Origin of the sequence: Streptomyces sp. NPDC102279 (assembly GCF_044766365.1) — a bacterium.
Lineage (GTDB): Bacteria > Actinomycetota > Actinomycetes > Streptomycetales > Streptomycetaceae > Streptomyces.
On the sequence record NZ_JBIWLU010000024.1, the window covers coordinates 1 to 22508 of the forward strand.

Sequence of the window (22508 nt, forward strand, 5' to 3'; positions counted from 1 at the left end):
GTAGCCGAAGCCCGGCTCCAGCGGCTCGATCACGAACCGGGAGCGGAATTCGTCGACGACCTCTTCGGTCAACGAGGGACGCTGAGCGATCAGCACGTGGTGTTGCCTCCAGTGGTTTGGCGCCCGTTACGAACGCCGTAGACCTTACGAAGGGTACGTGCGATACGGCCTCCGCAGAGAACGCCATGGCGTAGCTGACGCTCATCCTGGGCTCGGGTTCGCCGTCGACGCGGTGGAAGAAGGCGTGTGGCCGCGGGTGGAAGCACCGCGGCGGCGCTCGGGGCCCGGATCGTGTTCGAGGGCGAGGCCGGGTTCGCGAGGACGCCGCCACGAGCCCGCACGTGGGGCCGGCGTGGACAGACGCCCGTGGTGCGGGTGAGGGGACGGCCCTGTCGAGGGATCTCGATCGCCGCGATGTGCTGCTACCGGTCCGATGAAAGGCCCCGGCTGATCTGCTGGCCCCGTTTCCACCTGCTCCTCAAGAGCGTTACCTGGCAGGACTACCGCGACCTTCTGGTCCGAGCTCACGTGCAGTTCGGCGCCGCGATCGTTGTCGTTCGGGACGATCTGAACACGCACCGTGCCGCCGGGATGAGGAAGTACGCGGCCGAGCATGAAGGTTCACCGTCATCCAACTGCCGTCCTACATAAGTGACTTGAATCCTGTGGAAGGCATGCGGTCGCTGCTGCGGCGCGGGCCCACGGCCAACGCCGCGTTCACCGACCCCGATCACCTCAGCCGCACACTCCGCCGAGGTCGCCCGCATCCCGCGCCATCCCGAACTCATCGACGGCTGCCTCACGGAGACCGGCCCGACCCATACCTCAGACTCCCCGAAGCTCATCCGAAAAGATCAGTAACGCGTTCTTGACCAGGTTGGGTCTGCCGTGCCGAGAACTGCCGCCGGAGTCACGACCGCACCGGCTGGATCGAGGGCGTCGAGTCCGCCGCGCCATCGAGGCGGCGGACTGGGCGGAGGCAGCCAGGTTATGGGCCGCGTTCTCGCCTCCGCAGGTCGCACGCCAGACCCGGAAGTCGCCGGTGAGGTCCGGGCGTGCTCGATGCGGGAGACCTAGGCGGGTACCAGTCCAGCCGCGGCGCGAGCTCCGTTGCCGTCAGATCTGCGTCCTTGCAGGTCTCCCGTGGCCGGGAGGGTCACCGCCGCGGAGGTCATCGGCGCCGCTGCGAGTCCTCTTGCCGAGAGGCTGGTCGCACCGGCGAAGCCTGTTGGATCCGGCTGTCCGGATGCGGAAGGTCTGCGAGATCGAGGACGGTGGGGTGTCGAACTCGGAGATCGGAACGCTGCTCTGCCGGGCCACCGCACGGCCTCATGCGCTCGCCGGGTGCATGAGGCACAGGAGGCAGTAGTGCCCCGCGTTGTGACGGGCCGTCATCTAATTGTTATGGCGGATGACAAATGGCGCTGCCCGCCCTCTGGGCATGGGGCCTGGAGCGCCGTAAGTTCCCGCTCACAACATTCGATCCGGGTGGATCACCCGACATCCGGCAATTCCCCCTAAGCGCGCTTCTCGTCTCCTTCCGACCACCCTCGTCCGGTCGTCAGGCCGAAACACCAGAAAGGACCCTGCCCATGCGAAAGGGACTCCTCATCACCGCCGCCTCGGTGGCACTGGCCGGCTCGCTCACTGCCTGCAGCGACTCCTCATCGGACGACTCCGCGTCCGGCTCCGGTTCCGACGCCAAGCCCAAGATCGGTGTGATCCTCCCGGACAGCAAGTCCTCGGCCCGCTGGGAGACTGCGGACCGCAAATATCTCTCCGAGGCGTTCAAGGCGGCGGGCGTCGAGTTCGACATCCAGAACGCGCAAGCCGACAAGCAGGAATTCCAGACCATCGCGGATCAGATGATCACCAGCGGCGTGAACGTCCTGGTGATCGTGAACCTGGACAGCGGCACGGGTAAGGCAGTCCTCGACAAGGCCAAGAAGCAGGGCGTCGCCACGATCGACTACGACCGGCTCACCCTTGGCGGTTCCGCCCAGTACTACGTGAGCTTCGACAACACCGAGGTCGGCAAGCTGCAGGGCGAGGGCCTCAGCAAGTGCCTGAGCGACATGAAGGCCAAGAAGCCCATCATCGCCACACTCAACGGCTCACCGACGGACAACAACGCCACTCTCCTTGCGGACGGCTACAACGGCGTCCTCGGCCCGAAGTACAAGTCGGGCGACTACGTGAAGGGCCCGAACCAGTCCGTCCCGGACTGGGACGCCGCTGAGGCGAGCACCATCTTCGAGCAGATGCTCACCAGCGAGCCCAAGATCGGCGGCGTGCTCGCGGCCAACGACACCCTCGGCAACGCGGCCATCGCCATCCTGCGCAAGCAGAAACGAAACGGCGAGGTCCCTGTCACCGGGCAGGACGCCACCGTGCAGGCCCTTCAGAACATCCTTGCGGGCGACCAGTGCATGACCGTCTACAAGGCGGTGAAGAAAGAGGCCGACGCCACCGCGAAGCTCGCCGTCTCCCTCGCCAAGGCCGAGAAGGGCGAGACGAACGCGACCGTCGAGGACCCCGAGGGCAAGCGCAAGGTCCCGTCCGTTTTGGAGACGCCCGTGGCCATCTACAAGGACAACGTCAAGGACGTCGTGGACGACGGCTACGTCACCAAGGAACAGCTGTGCAAGGGCAAGTACGCCGCCCTGTGCGCCGAGGCCGGCATCAAGTAGCCCTGGCCGGACGCCCGGAACCGTATCCCCAGTCCGGCCGGCCGGCCCGAGTGCGGGGCCCGGGGCTCCCACCTCCCCGGGGCCCGCGACATCACGACCCTAAGGAGCCGTCTTCCATGACAGCTACCCCGATCCTTCAACTGCGGGGGATCGACAAAAGCTTCGGCCCCGTGCAGGTACTGCACGACGTGTCCTTCGACGTCCATCCGGGGGAGGTGACGGCCCTCGTCGGAGACAACGGCGCAGGCAAGTCCACCCTGGTCAAGTGCATCGGCGGGATCCACCCGATCGACGGCGGCGCGTACTGGTTCGAAGGCGAGCAGGTCCAGGTGCACAGCCCCCGTGAGGCGGCGACCCTTGGCGTCGAGATCGTGTACCAGGACCTCGCACTGTGCGACAACCTCGACATCGTGCAGAACATGTTCCTCGGCCGCGAGAAGCGCCGGGGGCTCGTCCTGGACAACACCACGATGGAGGAGATGGCCACCCGGACCCTTGAAGGGCTGTCGGTCCGCACCGTCAAGTCCATCCGCCAACAGGTCTCCAGCCTCTCCGGCGGTCAGCGGCAGACCGTGGCCATCGCCAAGGCCGTGCTGTGGAACAGCAAGGTCGTCATCCTGGACGAGCCGACCGCAGCGCTCGGTGTCGCCCAGACGGCACAGGTCCTCGAACTGGTCCGGCGGCTGGCCGACAACGGTCTCGCCGTGGTCCTGATCTCGCACAACATGAATGACGTCTTCGCGGTGTCCGACCGGATCGCCGCCCTCTTCCTTGGACGGATGGCCGCCCAGGTCAGCACGTCGGAGGTGACGCACTCCCAGGTCGTAGAACTCATCACCTCGGGCCGCAGCGGAGACCTCGGCCTCGCCCACAGCAACGGAGCCACCGCATGACCGCCGCCGTCGCGCCCGAGAAGCCGGAACTCCCACGCGGTGCCGGTACGCCGAGGAAGAACGGAGGGGCCGCAGCCGCGAGTCTGGGCTCGGTCGCCAAGAACTACGTCGATCGGGTACGGGGCGGCGAGTTGGGCGCCATCCCCGCCGTACTCGGCCTGATCGTCCTGTGCGTGTTCTTCGCTGCCCTGCGCCCGGTCTTCCTGTCCGAGCTGAACTTCGCCAACCTGCTGACTCAGGGCGCGGGCAGTATCGCCATCGCCATGGGTCTGGTCTTCGTGCTCCTCCTCGGCGAGATAGACCTGTCCGCGGGATACGCAAGCGGGGTGTGCGCCGCCGTCCTCGCCATCCTGCTCACCAACCACGGGTGGCCCTGGTACGGAGCGGTCGGCGCGGCGATCCTCACCGGCACCGTCATCGGCCTGATGCTCGGTCTGCTGGTGGCGAAGGTCGGGATCCCGTCCTTCGTGGTCACGCTGGCCGCCTTCCTGGGGTTTCAGGGCATCGTGCTGATGCTGCTGAAGGAAGGGACCAACATCTCGATCCGGGACGAGACGATCCTGGCCGTCGCAAACAACAACCTGTCACCCGCGGCGGGCTGGATACTGCTCGCCGTCAGTGTCGGGGCGTACGCGGCAATCCAGCTCAGGCAGAGCCGCAACCGCCGGAAGCGCGGACTCACCCCCGCCCCACTGATCCTGCTCGCAGTAAGGATCGGCGGCCTGGCCGTGCTCGGGGCAATCGCCGTTCACCTGCTCAACCAGGAGCGCAGCCGCAACATCATCGTCGACTCGCTCAAGGGCGTGCCGATCGTGGTGCCGGTCATCGCCGTCCTCCTCGTCTCCGGTACGTTCCTGCTCCAGCGCACCTCCTTCGGCCTGCACATCTACGCGGTGGGCGGTAACGCCGAGGCGGCCCGCCGGGCCGGTATCAACGTGGCAGCCATCCGGATCTGCGCGTTCGTCATCTGCTCCTCCCTGGCCGCGGTCGGTGGCATCATCGCCGCGTCCCGTGGGAACTCGGTCGACCCCAACACCGGTGGCAGCAACGTGCTGCTGCTGGCGGTCGGCGCGGCCGTGATCGGCGGGACGAGCCTGTTCGGCGGGCGGGGCAGGGCCATTGACGCGGTGCTCGGCGGCATGGTGGTGGCAGTGATCCAGAACGGTATGGGCCTGATGGGGTACAGCTCAGGGGTCAAGTACGCTGTCACGGGTTCGGTTCTACTGGTGGCCGCAGGCGTGGATGCGCTGTCCCGTCGCCGGGCCGTACAACGATGACACCTGGGGTTCCATGAAAGCCGGTCCCTCGCAGGAGGAGATTCGCCGGCACAACCTCGGCACGCTGCTCCGGCACGTACACATCGGCGGATCCATGTCGCGGGCCGTCCTGGCCGAGCGCATGGGACTCAACCGCAGCACCATCCTTGGGCTGGTGAGCGAGCTGGGCTCGGCCGGCCTGGTCCGCGAGGAACTGCCCCGTGATACCGGCAGGGCCGGCCGGCCGTCCCTGGTCGTACGGCCCGAGTCCGACCGCGTGTACGTCCTCGCCTTCGACGTGGGCGTGGACCGGCTGGCAGCCGCCCGCATCGGCCTGGGCGGCATCTTCCTCGACCGCCGTGAAATCTCCATGCCTCCAGGCCCTCGCGACGCCGACAAGGTGGCCGAGGTCCTCGCCGGCTCCGCGCTGGAAGTGATGACCTCAGCACCGCACGGCACCCACTGCGTAGGAGCGGCCGCCGCCGTCCGCGGGATGGTGCGCCGACCCGACGGCCTCGTCCGCGCCGTCCCTTACCTCGGCTGGGAGGACGAGGAGTTCGGCAAGGACCTCTCGCGCCGGCTGGACCTCGGGCTCCCCGTTTCGGTGGGTAACGAGGCCAGTCTCGGCGCACTCGCGGAGCACCTGCGCGGTGCCGGCACCGGCTGCCAGGACCTCGTATACCTGCATGGGGACATCGGCATCGGAGGCGGTGTCATCACCGGTGGCCAACTGCTGCACGGTGACCGCGGATACGGGGGCGAGATCGGGCACATGGTCGTCAACCCGCGCAACGGCAGGCCCTGCGGCTGCGGAGCGCACGGCTGCCTCGAAGCCGAGGCGGGGGAACGCGCCCTGCTGGAGGCCGCGCAGCGCGACCCGTCAGCCACCGGCCGGGAAGCCGTACGCACCGTCATCGAAGCAGCCGACCGGGGCGACATCACCGCCCGCGCCGCCCTGCACGACGTCGGCGACTGGCTCGGCATCGGCGTCGCCAACCTGGTCAATGTGTTCAACCCGCGCACGGTCATCTTCGGCGGGACGCTCCGCGAGGTGTTCCTCGGCTCGGCCGCCCAGATCCGCAGCCGAATCAACCGCATTGCCCTCGGCCCCTCCCGCGAGAACCTGCGGCTGCGCGTGGGAGAACTCGGCGACGACGCGGTGCTCATCGGAGCCGCCGAACTCGCCTTCTCCGAGATCCTGGTCCGCCCTCTGGAGACGCTGGCTCGCGCAAGCGCATAGCCGGTACAGCGAGGCGACGGGCACCAACGCCGGACCACGACAACCACCGGGCTCACGTCCGTAGTCTTCTCCACCGCCGGCGCAGTGGACAAGGAGGCCGGTGAGGCAAACGACGTCCAACGGTGGCGATGTTTCCCGCGGCCGTTCTCGGGACGTGTCGGCAGAGGTCCGTGACGCTGACGACGTGCTCTCGCCCTTGAGCGCCCAGACACTGGCCAACGCGCTCAACCGGTCCACTCGGGGTTCGCCAGATAGGCCGTCAGCGGGCGCCCGCACCGCAACGGCGTGGTTCATCTCCATCAGCTCGAACCGTGGTCGTGGGCCGGATGTGCGGGGTCGGCGGCCCCACCGGCGGTCGTCACGAACAGGCGATTCACCCTGGGGAGTTCACCTCTTCCCGCAGCACGTCGAGCCTGTGGTCGAGCAACTGGCTCGGGGCCCTGCTCTGGCGGGGCGGAGCGGGCGGCCCACGTCCGGTCGTGGAAGGCGAGAACGCCGGCGGCAGTACGTCCTGGCGCTTGAAGTGATCCCGCAGTCCCGCCTGCGACATGCCGGCCGCGACTCCAACGGGCCGTGGGCTCCGTCACCTTCACCGTGGTGCTGTCGGTGCTCTTGCACGGCGCTCTGGCCACGCCGGAGGTCGCATCCCTGGATCGTCGCGAACGCCGTATCGCGGAGTCTGCAAGCGGCACGCTCGAAAGCCGTTCCGAATCAGCCGGTTGGCAGGTATGCGGCGGCGGAGGGACGCAGCGCATCCCCCGTGCGAGCTACAACAGGTGTCCCTGTATGGGGGATGGGGGAACAGCTCCGAGTTCCTACCGTGGTCCTCAGGTCGCCGCCGGTGCGACCGCGATCGAGGAGGCCACCATGAGCACGCAGCCCGCCGCCGGGGACAACGCCCCTACCCCTGGCCCCGAGCAACCAGATGGGGGCCGCCTGGGCCGACTGCTCCGGGCTCCACTCGGCTGGATGGTTGTCGGCCTGCTCGGTCTGGGCCTGGTGTCGGGCCTGACGGCTGCGGGGCCGGGTCCTGTCCCGGCTTTGGGCGCGGTTGCGGCGGTGGGTGTGTACTGGCTGTTGATGCAGCGATTGGCGCATCGCTCGACGCCGGAGGTAGGCCGTCGTGGAGCCGCCCGCGAGGCGCTCTTCGGCGGTGCGATCGGTCTGGGCTTCGTGCTCTTGTCGACGCTGGTGATCGTGATGTTCGGCGGCTACTCGTTCTCCTGGACAGGCGACGGCGTCTTCACTGTTGTTGTGAGCGCGGTGGTGGTGCAGGGCGCCGCCGCGGTTACTGAGGAGCTGATGTTCCGCGGTGTCGCCCTGCAGGCGTTGGAGCAGATGTTGGGCAGCCGTGCCGCCATTGTGATCACCGGACTGTTCTTCGGTGTCGCTCACCTGGGTGCCCCGAGCGCCACCGCGTGGAGTGCGCTGTGCATCGCCCTGGAAGCTGGAGTGATGCTCGGTGCCGCATTCTTGTGGCGGCGCAGCATCTGGTTCGTCGTGGGGCTGCACTTCGTCTGGAACGTCATGGAGCAGCTGCTGGGCATCCCGGTGTCCGGGCATACGCCCGAGGGTCTGTTCACCGTCGATGTGTCGGGCGGAACGTGGCTGACCGGCGGCGGCTTCGGGCTCGAGGCTGCTCTGGTTACCCTCGTCGTCGGATCGCTGATCGCGGTGCGCATGGTCACCTTGGCCGGCCGCAGTGGCAGACTCGTCTCGCGCAGGTCCGCATGACATCCTCAGGCCAGATGACTGGAGGGACGTAGTGACGGCCCGTCAGGTGTGGTCGCGGCGAGGGTCGTTGATCGACTCAGTACATGTCTGGTGGAGGACACGGGGCGTCCTCGCCACCGACGGTGTTCTGGCTGTCGGTGCGGCCGCGGTGGCGCTCGTCCCGGCTTTGGCGACCTTGTCAACTGTCGGGGCGCAGATAGGGGATCTGCCGCAGCGCCCGCCAAGCCTGTGGGGAGTTGGCCTGATCCTTGCTCAGACTCTGCCGCTGGCTGCGCGACGTCGAAGGCCCGCTTTGTGTGTCGTCGTTGTGGCGGCCGCGTTCGCCATGCATCAGGCCATGGGCTTCACGACGACGTTCGCGAGTCTGGGACTGTATTTGGCTCTGTACTCGGCCGGCGCCCACCAGGGCAGCCGGCGCCTGCGACTGGTGGGGGCGATGACTGGGGGCTATGCGGTCCTGGCATTGGCACTTGACCGGCTCGGCTCACCTCAGGACGTGGCGGACTATCTCGCGTTCTATCTGGCTCTGGCCGCCTTCTGGATCGTCGGGAGTACGGTGCGCGGACGGCGAGTTGGCGAAGTCCAGCGGCGCCGTAGGGTCGGTGAGGAAGCCGCGGCCGCGGAGCGGGCACGAATCGCCCGCGAGCTGCACGACGTGGTTACGCACCATGTGACCGCCATGGTCATTCAGTCGGACGCGGCCCAGGTCGTGCTCACCTCCGCGCCGGACAAGGCAGCAGAGGGGCTCTCCGCCGTCAGCGGCACAGGCCGAACAGCTTTGAAGGAGCTGCGGTTGCTGCTCGGTGTGCTGGAGGCGACCGCCGACAGTGCGCCAGCCGGTCCCGCTCGCCAGGGGCGGGCACCCGCACTGGGTCGGCTGGAGGACCTGGTCGCCCAGACGCGTCGGTCCGGGCAGCCGATCGAGTTCAGCGAACAGGGCACGCCGCACGCGCATTCCGCGGATGTGCAGCTGGCTGCCTACCGGGTGGTTCAGGAGGCGCTGACCAACGCGCTCAAGCACGCAGCCGGCTCACCGACCCGGGTCGTGGTCGAGTACGGCGCGAAACTTCTCGACATCACGGTGACCACCGACAGGCCTACCCACGCCACCGGTCCCGCCGAGCCCAAGGAGAGCGCTGCGGGCGGGCGCGGACTTCCTGGCCTGCGAGCACGCATCCAGATGGTCAGCGGTCAACTGCAGGCAGGCCTGCGCGCCGACGGTGGATTCGAGGTCCACGCCACCATCCCTTCCATCCCCATTCAGGAGTGAACCGTGGCCAAGGCGCCGCTTCCCATCCGTGTGCTCGTCTGTGACGACCAGGCACTCGTGCGCACCGGCTTCACGACGATCTTCTCCGCACAGCCCGACATGGAGGTTGTCGGCGAGGCGGAGAACGGGCACGAGGCGGTCCACGCCGCACGGCGTCTTGATCCCGACGTGGTCGTCATGGACATCAGAATGCCTCTCCTCGACGGCATTCAGGCAACCCGGCAACTCGCCGGCCCCGACGTCCAGGACCCGCCGAAAGTTCTGGTCGTCACCACCTTCAACGTCGACGCCTACGTCTACGACGCGCTGCACGCGGGTGCGAGCGGTTTTCTCCTCAAGGACGCGCCGCCGGCCGAACTGGTCAACGGGATCCGGACGGTAGCGAGGGGCGAGGCTCTACTCGCGCCTGCCGTGACCCGCCACCTCATTGGCCACTATGCCGAACGCCTGCGTCCAGCCGAGGCGTCCCGGCTGGACGGTGTGGCGGTGGTTCAGGCACTGACGCCCCGTGAACTGGAGGTCTTCCGGCACCTTGCCGAAGGCTTGTCGAACGCGGAGGTCGCCGCGCGGATGTTCATCACGCCCGAGACCGTCAAGACCTACGTCTCGAGGATCCTCACCAAGCTCGACCTGCGCGACCGCGTCCAGGCCGTCGTCCTGGCGCACAGAGCAGGACTGGTCTCCCTCGGGCCCTGAGCCCGGCGGGCGTGCGAAGCGGCATGGGCGGTCCTATGAGTTGGTGCGTGACAGCGCGTGTGCATGCTCTGCTGGAGAGACCCGGGAGCGGCAGCCTCGGACCAGCCAAGACCACAGCCGCCTGACCGGCCGGACATCTCGTGAAGTCCCAGATCGCCCAGGCCAGGGAAGGGGTCAGGCACTCCGGCGCTTCTGTGTCGAGGACTCCTTGGCCGGCGACCTCGCCGGCCGCGGGCACATCGTGGTGGGCGTGCGGACTCTCATCCCGTCCACCATCGACGCAGGCAGACGAGCGGAGGTGCCCACGGCGTCCAGGCCGTGACCGGCTCGCCTGCCTTGAGTGCTTGCCATGCGATCGCGGCGGTGCGGGCGACGGGTTCCTCCACGTTGGGGCAGCCATCGTGTGCATGGCGTGTGCCGCAGTGAAGGGAACGCTTTCGGGCCGCAGAAGCTGAGTCGGGGGAGTGAGGCCTGGACCAGCGCGGCCGTCCACTGCTGATCTCCCGGGGGCAAGCGAACCAGCGGGACCGTAGGTCAGGCGGTTCGCCGGTGGGGAGGCAGATCGCCGCTCAGCAGCGCGGCACCCAGCGGGGTCAGGGTGTGGATGACCTGGGTGCCCATGCGTTGGCTGTGTGCGAGATCCACCTCTCGTAGGGCAGCGACGTGTTCACTCGCCGAAGGAGCCGAGATGCTCAGGCGTCGGGCGAGTTCTCCCGTGGTCGCGGTGGTGTCCAGGGCGGCCAACACGCGGGCGCGCGTTCGGCCGACCAGGGCGGCCAGAGCCTCGGGACGGCGGTCGTGTGTGGCCGCGGGGACCCAGACGGGGGGATGGGCGACGGGGTAGGCCAGGACTTGTGGGAGGGCGGGGTCAGCGAGAGCGATGGGTGTACCCCAGCAGAAGTGCGAGGGGATGAGCCGCAGACCGCGGCCGTCCAGGTGCAGGTCCCTGTCCTCCGGGTAGCGCACGTGCAGCACGGGAGGTTGCCAGACCATCAGGGGACGAAAGGAATCGAGCAGCCCGTGGACGCCGCGATCGCGCAAGATGCGCGTCCGCAGTGCCCGGTCGGCCTCGGTGGTCTTTGCCGTTCCGGCCCAGTCCGGCGTGATGATCGTGCGGTGGATCAGCTGAAACGCCGTCGCCACCTCCTCCGTCCTGCTCCGATCACCCGAGGCCAGACCCTGCGCCCAGGACGGCAGCGGGTGGGTTTTGGTGAGGCGGACCAGTTCACGCCGTAGTCGTGGCCTGGAAGTGGCGCGCAGTTCGTCGAGTGCTGCCTCCAGACCTCTCGCCGAGGCGTCTGGTGTCAGGAAATCGGGCCAGTAGCCCGCCGAACCCGGGGCGAGTGCCGAGAGCAGCCGGACCGGGCCCGTCAGGCGCTGACTGGCCAGCTTGGCGCGTGCGGTGCGCCGCCAGTGGGTGAAGACGGGGTGGCCTCGGCGCGGGGAGGCCAAATGGTGCAAGCTCAGCAGGGTCTCCCAGATCGGATCAGGCTCGCGGGCCAGGTGGACGTGGGCCAGGTCGCCGTCGGATAAGTGAATGCGCAGCACCTTTTTGTCTCCCCGTTGGCTCTTGCTGTCGGTACGGTCCGAACGCGAGCGCGGCGGCCACCGCCGGCGCGGACAGGCGGGCGGGTCACCAACGGTGCCTGCAGGACCGAACGGGCCCGGCGCCATGCCCGAACTCTGGCCTCGGCCCCGGCCGTCCGGGATCGCACCGACGGCTCGTCGTGTACGCGCGATCGGCACGGCTGCAGGGATCGCCACGATGCGGCGGGCCGGACGGGGGCCGGAAGAAAGCCGGCGGCCAGCATGTTGTCCCCCTGACCGCGCACGTGTCTTCATCGCGTCTCGCCGGAGCCGGCTGACACCGCCCAGCTCCTGCCGGTGGTCAGTCCGGGCGGCGCTGCGCCGTCTCAACGTTGCACGAAGAGTGTGCGTCTGTCAGGGAGGCGACTGATGAGAACCTGGGCCGGATCAATAGCGCGGCCGTTATGGCTGCAGGCGGGGGACCTTGGCTGTGCCTGATGCAGGGGGGACAACGGAGCCGAGCTTGCGTCAATTGCGCATTTTCCTGACGCTGGGACAGGAACTGCACTTCGGCAGGGCGGCCGCGCGATTACACATGACCCAACCGGCGTTGAGCCGTCAGATAAAGGATCTGGAGAAACGGCTGGGGGTGGTGCTGTTCTCCCGTGACAGTCGAAGGGTGTCCTTCACCGAGGCCGGCCGTGGCCTGACGGAGGAAGCACGGGTCACCGTGGAGGCGATGGGGCGACTGCGTCTCCGCGCGGGCCAATGGGGCCGCACCCTCGCCGGGCACGTGGTGATCGGGACGATCGGCGCGGAGGCGGCCATGCCCTACACCCGGGCCATCCTCGAGCACCTCCGAGCCGGCCAACCCCGGCTCACAGTGGAGATTCGCAGCCTCAACTTCACCGAACACCTTGCCCAGTTGCTCTCCGGCGACATCGATGTCGCCATACTCCGGCCCCCGGTGCCTGCCGGCATCGAACTTCTGGAACTGGCGACCGAGCCCCGTGTCGCCTGCCTCGCGGCCACAGACCCGATCGCGGATCTTGCCAAGATCTCGCTCGCCGACCTGGGGGACCGGGTCTTCGTGGACGTCCCGCCGGAAGTGCCTCGGGTGTGGTGGGACTTCTGGGCCATGGACCCACGCCCGGATGGCACACGCGTGCGCTACGGACCGGTCGTCTCCGACATGGAGGGCCTGCTGCTCGCGGTCGCCAGAGGAGATGGAATGTGCTTCCTGCCCGCAGCCGCACGCGAGTTGTTCCCGCGCCCCGGGGTGCGCTACCTCGATGTGGTGGATCTGTCTCCGTCGATGTCCGCCCTCGGCTGGCCCGTCCAGTACCGCGACCGTCCGGGAGTGCGGGCCGTGCGGGCAGCCGCGAGCGTCATTGCCGATTCCGGTCGAGGGCGCACCCCGCCCCGTCGACCCGCCGCGTGAGAGGCGACGGAACCGCGGGACGGGGCGCAATCACGCTTCGACAGGGACCGATGGAGGTGGTCGCGAGCGGTGCCTGTAGAAGATTCGGCGAACCTTGATCATGAAGGCTTGTGCTTGTCGCATCGGGGGAACGCAAGCCACTTGCTGAGTTACTGTGCCGGCGCTCTCGACGTCAGAACACCCGGACGGAAACGATCCTGTCGTTCATCGCGTCGCCGACGTACGGTTGGCTGCCCGTGTACGTTTGGACGTGGCCGGGTTCCGTCACCACGCAGTTGCCGGTGCTGTAGACGTTCACTCGACCCGACGCCGTAAAGGATGAGATGGTGTTCTGCCAGTGGGCGGGAAGGGTCACACAGCTACCGCTTGGTACGTAGAGCGATGATCCTCCGCCGTAGCCGGCGTCCGCGAAGAACTCCGCGGACGCTTGCGGACTTGCTGATGCTGATGATGTGGCTGCCATGACGCCGACGAATACCGACGCCATCAAGGTGAGCATACGGTTGCGCATCTTTTCCCCGCAATCTTCATAGGGTGTACCGAGGTTCGGAGCTGCTCGGCGGGGTCATCGACACCGGTGGGATACGTTCTGCCGGAAACGGATACCGTCCGCCGGTGCCGCTCTTGTGCCGGGCCGTTCAGCGGGATCAGTAGTCCCACTTCTGGGCGATGCCCTCACCGCATGTCCATTGGTGTGCCAGGGCGCCGTTGGAGCCGACCGATGCGTCCGGGATCTCAAGGCATTTCAGGCTGTTGAGATTGGCGAGGACGGCGGTGCGAAATGTCCACGGGTCGTGGTCGAGAATCCACTTCTGCGTGTTGACGTTCTCGCACGTCCACTGCTGGACGGGCGCGCCGTTGTCCAGGCGGGAATCTGCCACTTCCAGGCATTTGTTGGTGGAGGCGTTCCGGATCCGGTACACGGTCCCGCCGCCGCCCCAGACGTTGGGGTCGACGGGGCCGATTTTCTCCCAGCGCCAGCGCATCCACGCCGAGGTTCCGCCCGCGCAGGACCATTGCTGCGCGCGAACACCGTTCTCGGGGCTGCCGTCGTTGACCTCTAGGCAGAATCCGCTCCGTTGGTTGACGATCTGGTTGATCTCGAAGTCGGCGGGCAGTTGCTGAGCTGCCTGAGCTGAGGTGGTGCTGAGAGCAGCCATCGCTGTCGCCGCCGCGAAGGTCAGCAGCGTGCGGTGTCTGCGCGGCTTGAAGTGCTGTTTCATCGTTCCCCGTCCGTGGTGGCGCTTTTCAGCGCGGATTCCTGTCGTTCAGGTGGCTGTCGCCGGTCTCATGGCGGACTGTTCGTCAGAGCTGCTGGTCAGGCGTTCCGTTTCTCTCGGACCTTCTCCTGCAGTGCAGCTTGTGGGGCGGCGGGGAAAGACGCACCCCTTTTCGGCCTGCGCCGAAAGCTGCGAGGTCCGCGACTTCTTGATCGGCGCAGACCCATTGCGTCGCGGACATCGGCTTGGTCCTGATGGGTCGGACGTCTCCAACAGGTCATTCCGTGCCGAAGGCCAACTATGTGGGCAGGCAATACCACTGGACGCCGACGCGCTCACCGCACCGCTCCTCGCCACTTTCGTGGGCACCATCCCTGAGCGAGCTTCCGTCGCCGGCGAACTTGTCGACCGTCTCCGCCCCTATGCGCCGGCCCATCTCGGCGACTCCCAGCTCAATGCGGAGACTGTCGCGCGCCAACACCGCATCCCGGCTCGCTGGGGCGTGCACGACACCGAACACCTCGGCAGGGCCCTGAAACGTGAATTCGGCGAAACCGTCAGTGACCTACGCCGCGGACGGAGGGCATCGGCCGAGGGCGGATGACGCCGGCGGTCGATGTCGGAGCGGTCCCCGCCCGGCTGTCGGTGACCCACGGGATCGGCAAGCCGCGCCTCTTCGCCCGGCTTCGGCACGCACCCTCCCCTGCGGTGCCCCCATCGACGGAGCACTCTTCCTCGATCCTGCCCCCCCCGCACCGGCGGCTCGTGCCGGGGCACCGCGAAATCAGGACCTCGTGGCGCGCAGGCACTCTGCGGTGGTGCGGGCAACCTTCCCCCAAGGTCCGAGTCACCCATGCGTTTCGCACGGTCAGTTGCTGACGTGTGTGACTGTCGGCGCCCCTTCGCCGAATGACACCGTTCTTCCTGTCAGGCCGACACGGAGCCGGTACCGCCGACCGAGGGAGTGGACGTGATCCAGGGCTACGCCGCCTTCTGTGACGCGGACCCGCACTTCTACGACGCTCCGCACCGGCTGAGCACCGGTCCGACCGGTGGAGCCGGCGGCAGGGGAGAGCAGTACGCCGTGGCCCTCGCACCGGTCCCCGAGGGCTGGCAGCGTCACCGCGTCGGCGACTGGCTGGCCATGCGGCCGGCAGACCGCCAACTCCCCGAGCAGGGCTGGAAGATCCATGTGTCCGCGTGCCTCGGCAACGCCGAGTCCGTACTCGCGAGGGTCTCCACCTACTGCCAAGAGCAGCGTGTCGCCTACAAGTTCGTGCCCAGCCGCTATCTGCTGCACCATCGCAACGCCAAGTACGCGGATCGGGCCGCGAGCGGCAAATTCATCACTGTGTACCCGTGCGACGACGGGCGGTGCCACCGCGTCGCCGAAGACCTCGCCGGTCTCCTCGACGGCGAGCCCGGGCCCTACATTCTCAGCGACCTGCGCTGGGGATCCGGACCGGTCCACCTCCGCTACGGCAGCTTCACCCGCCGCCATTGTTACGACGAGGAGGGGGAACTACGGCCCGCGGTTCGGCGCCCCGACGGACGCCTCGTCCCCGATCTGCGCGGGCCCGCCTTCCGGGTGCCCGACTGGATCGAGCCGCCGGCCTTCCTCGCGCCGCACATCGAGGCCCGGGCCGCGGTCACCGTCGGCGAACTTCCCTACGCCATCGAGAGTGCCCTGCACTTCTCCAACGGAGGCGGGGTCTACCTCGGCCGCGACCGTGCCACCGGTGAGAAGGTCGTCCTGAAGGAGGCCCGGCCGCACGCAGGACTGGCCGCCGACGGCGCCGACGCGGTTGCCCGACTGCGCCGCGAACAAGAAGCGCTGGAGCGGCTCTCCGGGCTCGGCTGCACCCCGGAGGTACGGGGGACGTTCTCCGTCGGAGACCACCAGTTCCTGGCGATGGAGTTCGTCGAGGGCAAACCGCTCAACACCTTCTTCGCGCGGCGTCACCCCCTCATCGAGTCCGACCCCGGCGCCGAGGCGCTGGCCGAATACACGGCCTGGGCCCTGCGTATCCACCGGCTGGTCGAGGGCGCCGTGCACGCGGTGCACGCTCGCGGAGTCGTCTTCAACGACCTTCATCTCTTCAACATCATGGTCTCCGAGGACGAGCAGTCCGTGACACTCATCGACTTCGAGGCCGCAGCCCACATCGACGAGGGCCGACGCCAGACCGTCGCGAACCCCGGCTTCGTCGCCCCCGCCGACCGGCGAGGACACGACGTGGACCGGTACGCCCTGGCCTGCCTGCGGCTCGCCCTGTTCCTGCCGCTCACCAGTCTGCTTCCCCTCGACAGGGCCAAAGCCCGACACCTGGCGGACATCGCCGCCGAGCAGTTCCCCGTCGACAGAAGCTTCCTGGACGAGGCGGTCGAGGAGATCGCCCGCGGCACCGACCGACCCGCTGCCGGACCGTACCTGCCCGTCGAGCCAGGCGACTGGCCACGCAGCCGCGACTCGATGGTCCGCGCCGTACTGGCCTCCGCCACCCCCGAGCGCGACGACCGGTTCTTCCCCGGCGACATCGCCCAGTTCGCCACCACCGGCGGCGGAGCGACCTTCGGGTACGGCACTGCCGGTGTCCTGTACGCCCTCGCCGAGACCGGCTCGGACCCCCACACCGAGGCGGAGGAGTGGCTTCTGCGCCACACCAAGGCACCGGAGTCCGGCACACCGATCGGCTTCTACGACGGACTGACCGGCATCGCCTGGACACTGGACCGCCTCGGCCACCCCGAACGGGCCCTGGAACTCGTCGACTCGGCGCAAGCTCGGCCTTGGGAGGGCATCGCCCCCGATCTCCACGGGGGCCTCGCCGGCGTCGGACTCGCCCTGGACTCCCTCGCGACCACGACCGGCACACCGGCCCTGCACGACGCGGCTCGGCGCTGCGCCGAACTGGTCGCCGAGGCCGTACCGGGCATCACCCGCGCCGGGCTCCTGTACGGGGCGTCCGGACCGGCCCTGCTCTTCGTCCGACTCTACGAACGTACCGGTGATACCTCGCTGCTCGACCGGGCAGGCGACGCACTCCGGCAAGACCTCGCCCGGTGTGTCCGTAGCGCCTCCGGAACGCTCCAGGTCGACGAGGGCTGGCGGACCATGCCGTACCTGGGCGCCGGCAGCGTCGGCATCGGCATGGTGCTCGACGACTACCTCGCCCACCGGGCGGACGACGACCTCGAACGAGCGCGCCGCGAGATCGTGCAGGCCGCGCAGGCCACCTTCTACGCTCAACCCGGGCTGTTCCGTGGCGCCGCCGGCATGGTGCTGCACCTCAGCCGGACCACCGCGCCCGGCCCCGGCACCGCGCCGGGGGACGTCCGCCGACAGATCGACGCCCTGACCCGGCACGCCGTCCCCTACGAGGGCCATCTGGCGTTTCCCGGCGAGCAGATGATGCGGCTGTCCATGGACCTCGCCACCGGCACTGCCGGTTGCCTCCTCGCTCTGGGCAGCGCCGCCTCCGGCGGAGGCGTGCATCTGCCCTTCCTCCCGCCGCCCCGGCGGAACCCACAAGCCGGTCCCGTACAGGGATCGTGAAGTGCACCACCCGCAGGACGTACGAACCGCTCACAGTCCCCGATCGAAAGGAAAGACGATGACGCTTCTTGACCTGCAGTCGATGGAGACCCCGAAGGAAGAGGCCACCGGCGACGTCGCCACCGGCAGCCGCGCGAGCCTGTTGCTCTGCGGCGACAGCAGCCTGTCCGTCACGACCTGCAACTGACACACCGGCCGGTCCGCGCGGCTTCACCGCTGCGCGGACCGGCGCCGGTCACCGGCCCGACGACGATCACGCCCGACGTCTGAGACCGACGAGGACAGCTCATCGACCCGAGCCCCGACGCCGGCCGCCCACACCACGCATCTCAGCCGTTCCCGGGGAGGAGACCTCCGCGATGACCTCCGTCCCGGACTTCCCGGCCACCCCGTCCATCGCCGGAAACGACGGCGAGGAGAACTCGGAAGTCCATGCCCCCCGTGACGGCCTATTGCGCCAGGCACTCCGGCACAGCGGCGGGCACAGCCTCGCGATCCTCCTCTGCTCCGTCACCTCCGCGCTCGTCTCGCTGGCTGAACCCGCGGTCCTCGGGCACACTCTTGACCTGCTCCTCTCCCGGTCGCCGGGCGCCACCGGATGGACCCTCGCGTGCGCCGCGCTCGTCGTTGCGGAGATCCTGCTCGACTCCGTGGATGCGCTGCTTGTCGGAACCGTCAACGCCCGCTCCACCGCCTGGCTGCGCACCCGGACACTCGACCGGCTCCTGCGCGCCGACCCGAACCGCGCCACCGCCTCCTTCGCGCCCGGGGATCTAGCCACCCGGCTGACCGCCAACGCCACCGAAGCGGGCACCGTTCCGGCCGCTTCGGCGGGAGCGTTGGCGGCTCTGCTCCCGCCGCTCGGTGCCCTTGTCGCGCTGGCCGTCATCGACGTGTGGACCGCCGCTGCCTTTCTGCTGGGGGTCCCCTTGCTGGTGCTGCTCCTTCGAACGTTCGCCCGCTCCTCGTCCGTGGCGGTCGGCCGGTATCAGCGGATCCAGGCGGAGATCGCCGATCGGCTCGCCGAGGTGCTGGACGGAGCCCAGACCGTCGCCGCCGCGGGCACCGCACCCGGGGAACGACGCCGCGTGCTCGCGGACCTGCCACGCCTGGGCACCGAAGGCCGTGCCATGTGGCGGGTCTACGGGCGCGCCGTCGCGCACAGCGGAGTGCTGATGCCGCTGCTCGTCTGTCTCGTTCTCGGTGTGGGAGGCCTGCGGCTCGCCGCCGGACACCTGAGCGTCGGTGACCTGGTCGCGGCCTCCCGGTACGCGGCGCTGGCTGCGGGCGCCGGGGCAGTGGCGGGGGTGGTCGGTTCCCTCGTGAAGGGAAGGGCGGCCGCTCGACGCACGGTCGAACCGGCACTCCTGTCCCCGGTCGCGTACGGTCCGTCGGCCCTGCCGGCAGGCGGACGGGGGACGTTGGAACTGCGCGGTGTCGGTGTCGTGCGCGACGGCGCCCACGTCCTTGACGACGTCACCGTCACCGTGCCCGGCGGGACCACGGTGGCCGTCGTGGGCCGCTCCGGTTCGGGCAAGTCCGCCCTCGCCGCGGTGGCGGGCCGACTGACCGACCCCGACGAGGGCGGCGTGAGTCTGGACGGCGTCCCGCTTGACCGGCTCACCGAAGAGGACCTGCGCACGGAGGTGGTTCACGCCTTCGCACAGCCCGCACTCTTCGGAACCACGGTCGCCGACGCCATCGCGTTCGGCGCCGTCGCACCGCCCCCCGCAGCCGTACGGGCCGCCGCCCGTGCAGCTGGAGCGGACACCTTCGTGACGCGCCTTCCGCAGGGATACGACACCCCACTCACGTACGCGCCGTTGTCCGGAGGCGAGCGCCAACGCCTGGGGTTGGCCCGGGCGTTCGCGCACGCCGGACGACTGCTCGTGCTGGACGACGCTATGTCCGGCCTGGACACCGTCACCCAGCGGGAGGTGGAGCGCGCGCTCGCGCAGGACGTCCGTGCCGGCACCCGGCTGCTGGTCGCCCATCGACTGTCGACCGCGGCCGGCGCCGATCTGGTCATCTGGTTGGAGAAGGGCCGCATCCGGGGGGTGGGCCCGCACGATGTGCTGTGGCGGATGCCGGACTACCGCGCCGTCTTCACCGCCACGGACGTCGGACCAGACCATCTGAGCAACTCTCGAACGGTCCCGGACATGGGTTCGCCGCCCGGTGCCACGTCCGGACACCAGGCAGCGGGGGAGAAGGCCTGATGAACGACGCCCGCCCCGCGGCAGCCACCGACGGATCCTCGCTCCGCCACACGGCCGGACCTTCGACACGGCGGGCCCCGGGTGACCCGAGATCGATCGGGAACGATGAACGTGGCTCCCCGAGAGGAGTGTTGGCGGACGGTCGACGGTTCCTGCGCCGACACCGACCTGTCCTGATCGCGTTGTCCGGCTGGTCCGTCCTGGAGAGCGGCCAGACATTCCTCGGCGGTTACGGCGTCGCCCGCTCGCTCGATGACGGCTTCCTCGCCGGCCGTACCGGCACCGGTCTGCTCTGGCTCTGCGCCGCGGCCGGCGCCACGTTGCTCGGCGGCTTTGCCGTCCGCCAGATCTTCCGAGGTCTGGCCGACCTGGTCGAACCGTTCCGCGACGGTCTGATGCGCCGGGCGGTGGACCAGGCGCTCCGCGCCGCGCTCGCCGAGCCGGCACGAGCCGATCCGACCGCGGGCGTGTCCCGACTCACGCACCAGACCGAGATCGCCCGCGACAGCTTCGCCGGCCTGGTCCTGACCGCCCGCTCGTTCGTCTTCACCACGGCAGGCGCGCTGCTCGGCATGGCCTCGCTCGACCCGGCGCTGCTGATCGTTGTACTGCCGCCGCTGCTGGCCGGGCTCCTCCTCTTCCTGTCCACCTTTCCGCCCATGGCGGTGGCACAGCGTGCCTATTTGGACGCCGACGAAGCACTGTCCGCACTGTCCGGGCAGGTGGCCGCCGGCCTGCGCGACGTGGCGGCGTGCGGGGCCAGAACCCGGATCGCTGCCGAGGTCGGCAGACTGATCGCCGTCGAGGAACGGCTGTCCCGGAGGCTGGCCCGCTGGGCGGCCGTACGATCGTTCGCGCTCGGCGTCGCCGGCCGACTTCCCCTGGTGGCACTCCTCGCCGCGACCCCCCTTCTCCTCAAGGGCGGTCTGACCGCGGGCGCCCTGCTGGGAGCGCTGACCTACCTGGTCCAGGCACTCCTGCCCGCCCTGCACGCCCTGATGACCGCCGTCGGAACGGCAGGCACCCGCCTCCTGGTCGTGCTGGAGCGGTTCACCGACCGACCCGACTGCCATGCCCCGGCAATCCCGACTGCCCAGCCTCCGGTCGAACCTGCGCACACGTCAGGACGGATACCTGCCGACGCCCCCCGAACTGCACGGCCCGCTGCGTCAGGCCGCTCCGGACCGATACCTGCGGCCGAGCTTCGAGGCGTGACCTTCGCGTACGGCACCGGAGCTCGCCCTGTGCTGCGAGAGCTGGACCTGACCCTTGAGGACGGCGAGCACCTCGTGGTCGTGGGGCCGAGCGGCATCGGCAAGTCCACCCTCACCTCTCTGCTCGCCGGGATACTCACGCCCGATGCCGGTTCGGTACGGGTGGCGGGAGCAGCGGCAGGTCCCGACGGACCGGCGCATCCACAGCTGCGCCGAGCACTCCTGCCGCAGCGGGCGTACGTCTTCAGCGGGACGGTTGCTGAGAACCTCGCGTACTTTCGGCCCGACGCCTCCCGTGCCGACCTCGAACGCGCCACACACCTCCTTCGTCTGGAAGACCTGGTGCGGCGGCTCGGCGGCCTGCACGGGAGGGTCGACCCGCGTCTCCTCTCATTGGGGGAGTGCCAGCAACTGGCCGTCGGGCGCGCCTATGTGTCGCCGGCGCCCCTGTTGTTGCTGGACGAGGCCACCTGTCACCTCGACCCGGCGACCGAGGCGCGGACCGAGCGTGTCCTCGCCGCGCGCCCCGGCACTCTCGTACTCGTCGCCCATCGGATCAGTTCCGCTCTGCGGGCCGACCGAGTCCTGGTCCTGGACGGCGACCGAGCCCTGTGTGCACCGCACGACGCCCTTCTGGCCGAATCGGAGCTCTACCGCGACCTGGTCGGCCGTTGGTACCACGACTCCGAATCCGCTGCGCAGGAGCGTGATCGACACGCGCGTCGGAGCGCCGCGCGTACGGAGGAGCCGGAGGGTCACGGTGAGAGGGCGCCCCGGTCCAGGCTTCGTGATGAGGACCCCACGGCGTCGAAGGGCGCGGTCACAGCGGTCGGCCCGCCCTGCGACCGCGACGTCAGACCCAGCCGGCGCCCTGCGTGATGCGGATGGCGTCGATGCGGTTGCGGGCGCCGACCTTGCGTGTCGCCGCGGCCATGTAGTTCCGTACCGTTCCGCTGGTCAGATGGAGTCGGCGGGCGATCTCCGCCACCGTCTCACCTTCGGCGGCCCGTGCCAGCACGCTCAGTTCCCGGGTGGTCAGCGGCATTTGGGAAGCTTCGAGGAACCCACAGGCCAGTGACGCGTCCACGAACCGCTGACCGGCGGCCACTTCCGTGATGCCCTTGATCAACCGCTGTGCGGAGCTGTGTTTGTCCACGAATCCCAGTGCGTGGGCATCGAACGCTCTGCGCAGTGCTCCGGGTCGTCCAGCCGACGCCAGGACGACGAGCCCGGCGCGCGGCACCGGCACCCGCTCCGCCGTGTTCCCGGCGCCGCCCTCTAATAAGGAGGTCGCGTCGGGACAGTCGAGGTCGACCACGCACACGTCGGGGAGCAGCGCGCCTGCGTTCTCACGGGCGGACCTCCAGCCCGCCGCATCCACGTCGAACGTGGGTTCCGTCTGAAGGAGTGCCGTCAGCGCGGAGCGCATCAGGCTGACGCTGTGCAATACGAGCACCGTGGTCATGGTCGTCACCTCTCGATCCTCCACCCGGCATGCACACACCAGGCATCCGTCTTGTCGTCCCTCCGGCTTCCCGAGAGGCCGGGACGG

At 69.0% G+C, this 22508-nt stretch carries 16 protein-coding genes and 1 pseudogene; 13 read left to right on the forward strand and 4 right to left on the reverse strand.

Translation table 11 applies throughout. From position 1 onward, the window contains the following. The first annotated feature begins 246 nt into the window (after positions 1 to 246). From ACIRQH_RS39565 to ACIRQH_RS39600, 8 genes and pseudogenes are all read left to right on the forward strand, one after another. Positions 247 to 861 (forward strand): annotated as a pseudogene (locus tag ACIRQH_RS39565) (transposase). 731 nt (positions 862 to 1592) lie between these two features. Continuing rightward, positions 1593 to 2690 (forward strand): sugar ABC transporter substrate-binding protein, encoded by a 1098-nt coding sequence (locus ACIRQH_RS39570; RefSeq protein ID WP_388878113.1) that lies wholly within the window; start codon positions 1593 to 1595, stop codon positions 2688 to 2690. 116 nt (positions 2691 to 2806) lie between these two features. After that, a complete protein-coding gene (locus ACIRQH_RS39575; protein WP_404230287.1) occupies positions 2807 to 3583 on the forward strand; it encodes an ATP-binding cassette domain-containing protein in 777 nt (258 codons plus the stop codon). Then, positions 3580 to 4860, forward strand: a complete 1281-nt coding sequence (locus ACIRQH_RS39580; protein WP_388878107.1) for a sugar ABC transporter permease — start codon at positions 3580 to 3582, stop codon at positions 4858 to 4860. Before ACIRQH_RS39575 ends, ACIRQH_RS39580 begins: the two co-directional genes overlap by 4 nt. A 13-nt stretch (positions 4861 to 4873) precedes the next feature. Next, positions 4874 to 6079: an ROK family protein gene (locus tag ACIRQH_RS39585; protein ID WP_388878104.1), complete on the forward strand. Its 1206-nt coding sequence runs from the start codon at positions 4874 to 4876 to the stop codon at positions 6077 to 6079. A gap of 867 nt (positions 6080 to 6946) precedes the next feature. Further along, positions 6947 to 7813, forward strand: coding sequence for a CPBP family intramembrane glutamic endopeptidase (locus ACIRQH_RS39590; RefSeq protein ID WP_388878101.1), 867 nt, complete (start codon positions 6947 to 6949; stop codon positions 7811 to 7813). 67 nt (positions 7814 to 7880) lie between these two features. After that, entirely contained in the window at positions 7881 to 9083 is a 1203-nt protein-coding gene (locus tag ACIRQH_RS39595; protein ID WP_404230291.1) for a sensor histidine kinase, read from the forward strand. Between the two features lie 3 nt (positions 9084 to 9086). Continuing rightward, a complete protein-coding gene (locus ACIRQH_RS39600) occupies positions 9087 to 9779 on the forward strand; it encodes a response regulator (protein WP_404230294.1) in 693 nt (230 codons plus the stop codon). Between the two features lie 534 nt (positions 9780 to 10313). On the opposite strand, the gene ACIRQH_RS39605 is transcribed toward ACIRQH_RS39600, so the two are convergent. Then, a complete protein-coding gene (locus ACIRQH_RS39605) occupies positions 10314 to 11327 on the reverse strand; it encodes an ArsR/SmtB family transcription factor (RefSeq protein ID WP_388878092.1) in 1014 nt (337 codons plus the stop codon). A 511-nt stretch (positions 11328 to 11838) separates the two neighbouring features. On the opposite strand from ACIRQH_RS39605, the gene ACIRQH_RS39610 reads away from it, so the two are divergent. Next, a complete protein-coding gene (locus ACIRQH_RS39610; protein WP_388878134.1) occupies positions 11839 to 12747 on the forward strand; it encodes a LysR family transcriptional regulator in 909 nt (302 codons plus the stop codon). Between the two features lie 172 nt (positions 12748 to 12919). Here ACIRQH_RS39610 and ACIRQH_RS39615 read toward each other — a convergent pair whose 3' ends face one another. Beyond that, entirely contained in the window at positions 12920 to 13234 is a 315-nt protein-coding gene (locus tag ACIRQH_RS39615; protein ID WP_388878089.1) for a hypothetical protein, read from the reverse strand. A 160-nt stretch (positions 13235 to 13394) separates the two neighbouring features. Continuing rightward, positions 13395 to 13970, reverse strand: coding sequence for an RICIN domain-containing protein (locus ACIRQH_RS39620; RefSeq protein ID WP_404230297.1), 576 nt, complete (start codon positions 13968 to 13970; stop codon positions 13395 to 13397). Positions 13971 to 14937: 967 nt separating this feature from the next. On the opposite strand from ACIRQH_RS39620, the gene lanKC reads away from it, so the two are divergent. The 4 genes from lanKC (at position 14938) to ACIRQH_RS39640 (ending at position 21835) form a co-directional block, all read left to right on the forward strand. After that, entirely contained in the window at positions 14938 to 17523 is a 2586-nt protein-coding gene (gene lanKC, locus ACIRQH_RS39625; protein WP_388936378.1) for a class III lanthionine synthetase LanKC, read from the forward strand. Positions 17524 to 17581: 58 nt separating this feature from the next. Next, positions 17582 to 17710 (forward strand): SapB/AmfS family lanthipeptide, encoded by a 129-nt coding sequence (locus ACIRQH_RS39630; RefSeq protein ID WP_058940762.1) that lies wholly within the window; start codon positions 17582 to 17584, stop codon positions 17708 to 17710. Between the two features lie 172 nt (positions 17711 to 17882). Next, on the forward strand, positions 17883 to 19742 hold the full coding sequence (locus ACIRQH_RS39635) for an ATP-binding cassette domain-containing protein (RefSeq protein WP_404230301.1): 1860 nt from the start codon (positions 17883 to 17885) through the stop codon (positions 19740 to 19742). Then, complete coding sequence (locus ACIRQH_RS39640) at positions 19742 to 21835, forward strand: ATP-binding cassette domain-containing protein (protein WP_404230304.1); 2094 nt, start codon at positions 19742 to 19744, stop codon at positions 21833 to 21835. The genes ACIRQH_RS39635 and ACIRQH_RS39640 overlap by 1 nt, the downstream gene beginning before the upstream one ends. Here ACIRQH_RS39640 and ACIRQH_RS39645 read toward each other — a convergent pair. Then, the gene (locus tag ACIRQH_RS39645; RefSeq protein WP_404230380.1) at positions 21810 to 22421 is read right to left on the reverse strand and encodes a LuxR C-terminal-related transcriptional regulator; all 612 of its coding nucleotides are present in this window, start codon (positions 22419 to 22421) and stop codon (positions 21810 to 21812) included. The two genes, ACIRQH_RS39640 and ACIRQH_RS39645, sit on opposite strands and share 26 nt — an antisense overlap. Between the last annotated feature and the right edge of the window lie 87 nt (positions 22422 to 22508).

What these genes read in the sequence shown, in the direction of transcription:
- ACIRQH_RS39570 (WP_388878113.1), top strand. Translation starts at nt 1,593, where the DNA reads ATGCGAAAGGGACTCCTCATCACCGCCGCCTCGGTGGCACTGGCCGGC.
- ACIRQH_RS39575 (WP_404230287.1), top strand. Translation starts at nt 2,807, where the DNA reads ATGACAGCTACCCCGATCCTTCAACTGCGGGGGATCGACAAAAGCTTC.
- ACIRQH_RS39580 (WP_388878107.1), top strand. Translation starts at nt 3,580, where the DNA reads ATGACCGCCGCCGTCGCGCCCGAGAAGCCGGAACTCCCACGCGGTGCC.
- ACIRQH_RS39585 (WP_388878104.1), top strand. Translation starts at nt 4,874, where the DNA reads ATGAAAGCCGGTCCCTCGCAGGAGGAGATTCGCCGGCACAACCTCGGC.
- ACIRQH_RS39590 (WP_388878101.1), top strand. Translation starts at nt 6,947, where the DNA reads ATGAGCACGCAGCCCGCCGCCGGGGACAACGCCCCTACCCCTGGCCCC.
- ACIRQH_RS39615 (WP_388878089.1), bottom strand. Translation starts at nt 13,234, where the DNA reads ATGGCGTCGGTATTCGTCGGCGTCATGGCAGCCACATCATCAGCATCA.
- ACIRQH_RS39620 (WP_404230297.1), bottom strand. Translation starts at nt 13,970, where the DNA reads ATGAAACAGCACTTCAAGCCGCGCAGACACCGCACGCTGCTGACCTTC.
- ACIRQH_RS39630 (WP_058940762.1), top strand. Translation starts at nt 17,582, where the DNA reads ATGACGCTTCTTGACCTGCAGTCGATGGAGACCCCGAAGGAAGAGGCC.
- ACIRQH_RS39635 (WP_404230301.1), top strand. Translation starts at nt 17,883, where the DNA reads ATGACCTCCGTCCCGGACTTCCCGGCCACCCCGTCCATCGCCGGAAAC.
- ACIRQH_RS39640 (WP_404230304.1), top strand. Translation starts at nt 19,742, where the DNA reads ATGAACGACGCCCGCCCCGCGGCAGCCACCGACGGATCCTCGCTCCGC.
- ACIRQH_RS39645 (WP_404230380.1), bottom strand. Translation starts at nt 22,421, where the DNA reads ATGACCACGGTGCTCGTATTGCACAGCGTCAGCCTGATGCGCTCCGCG.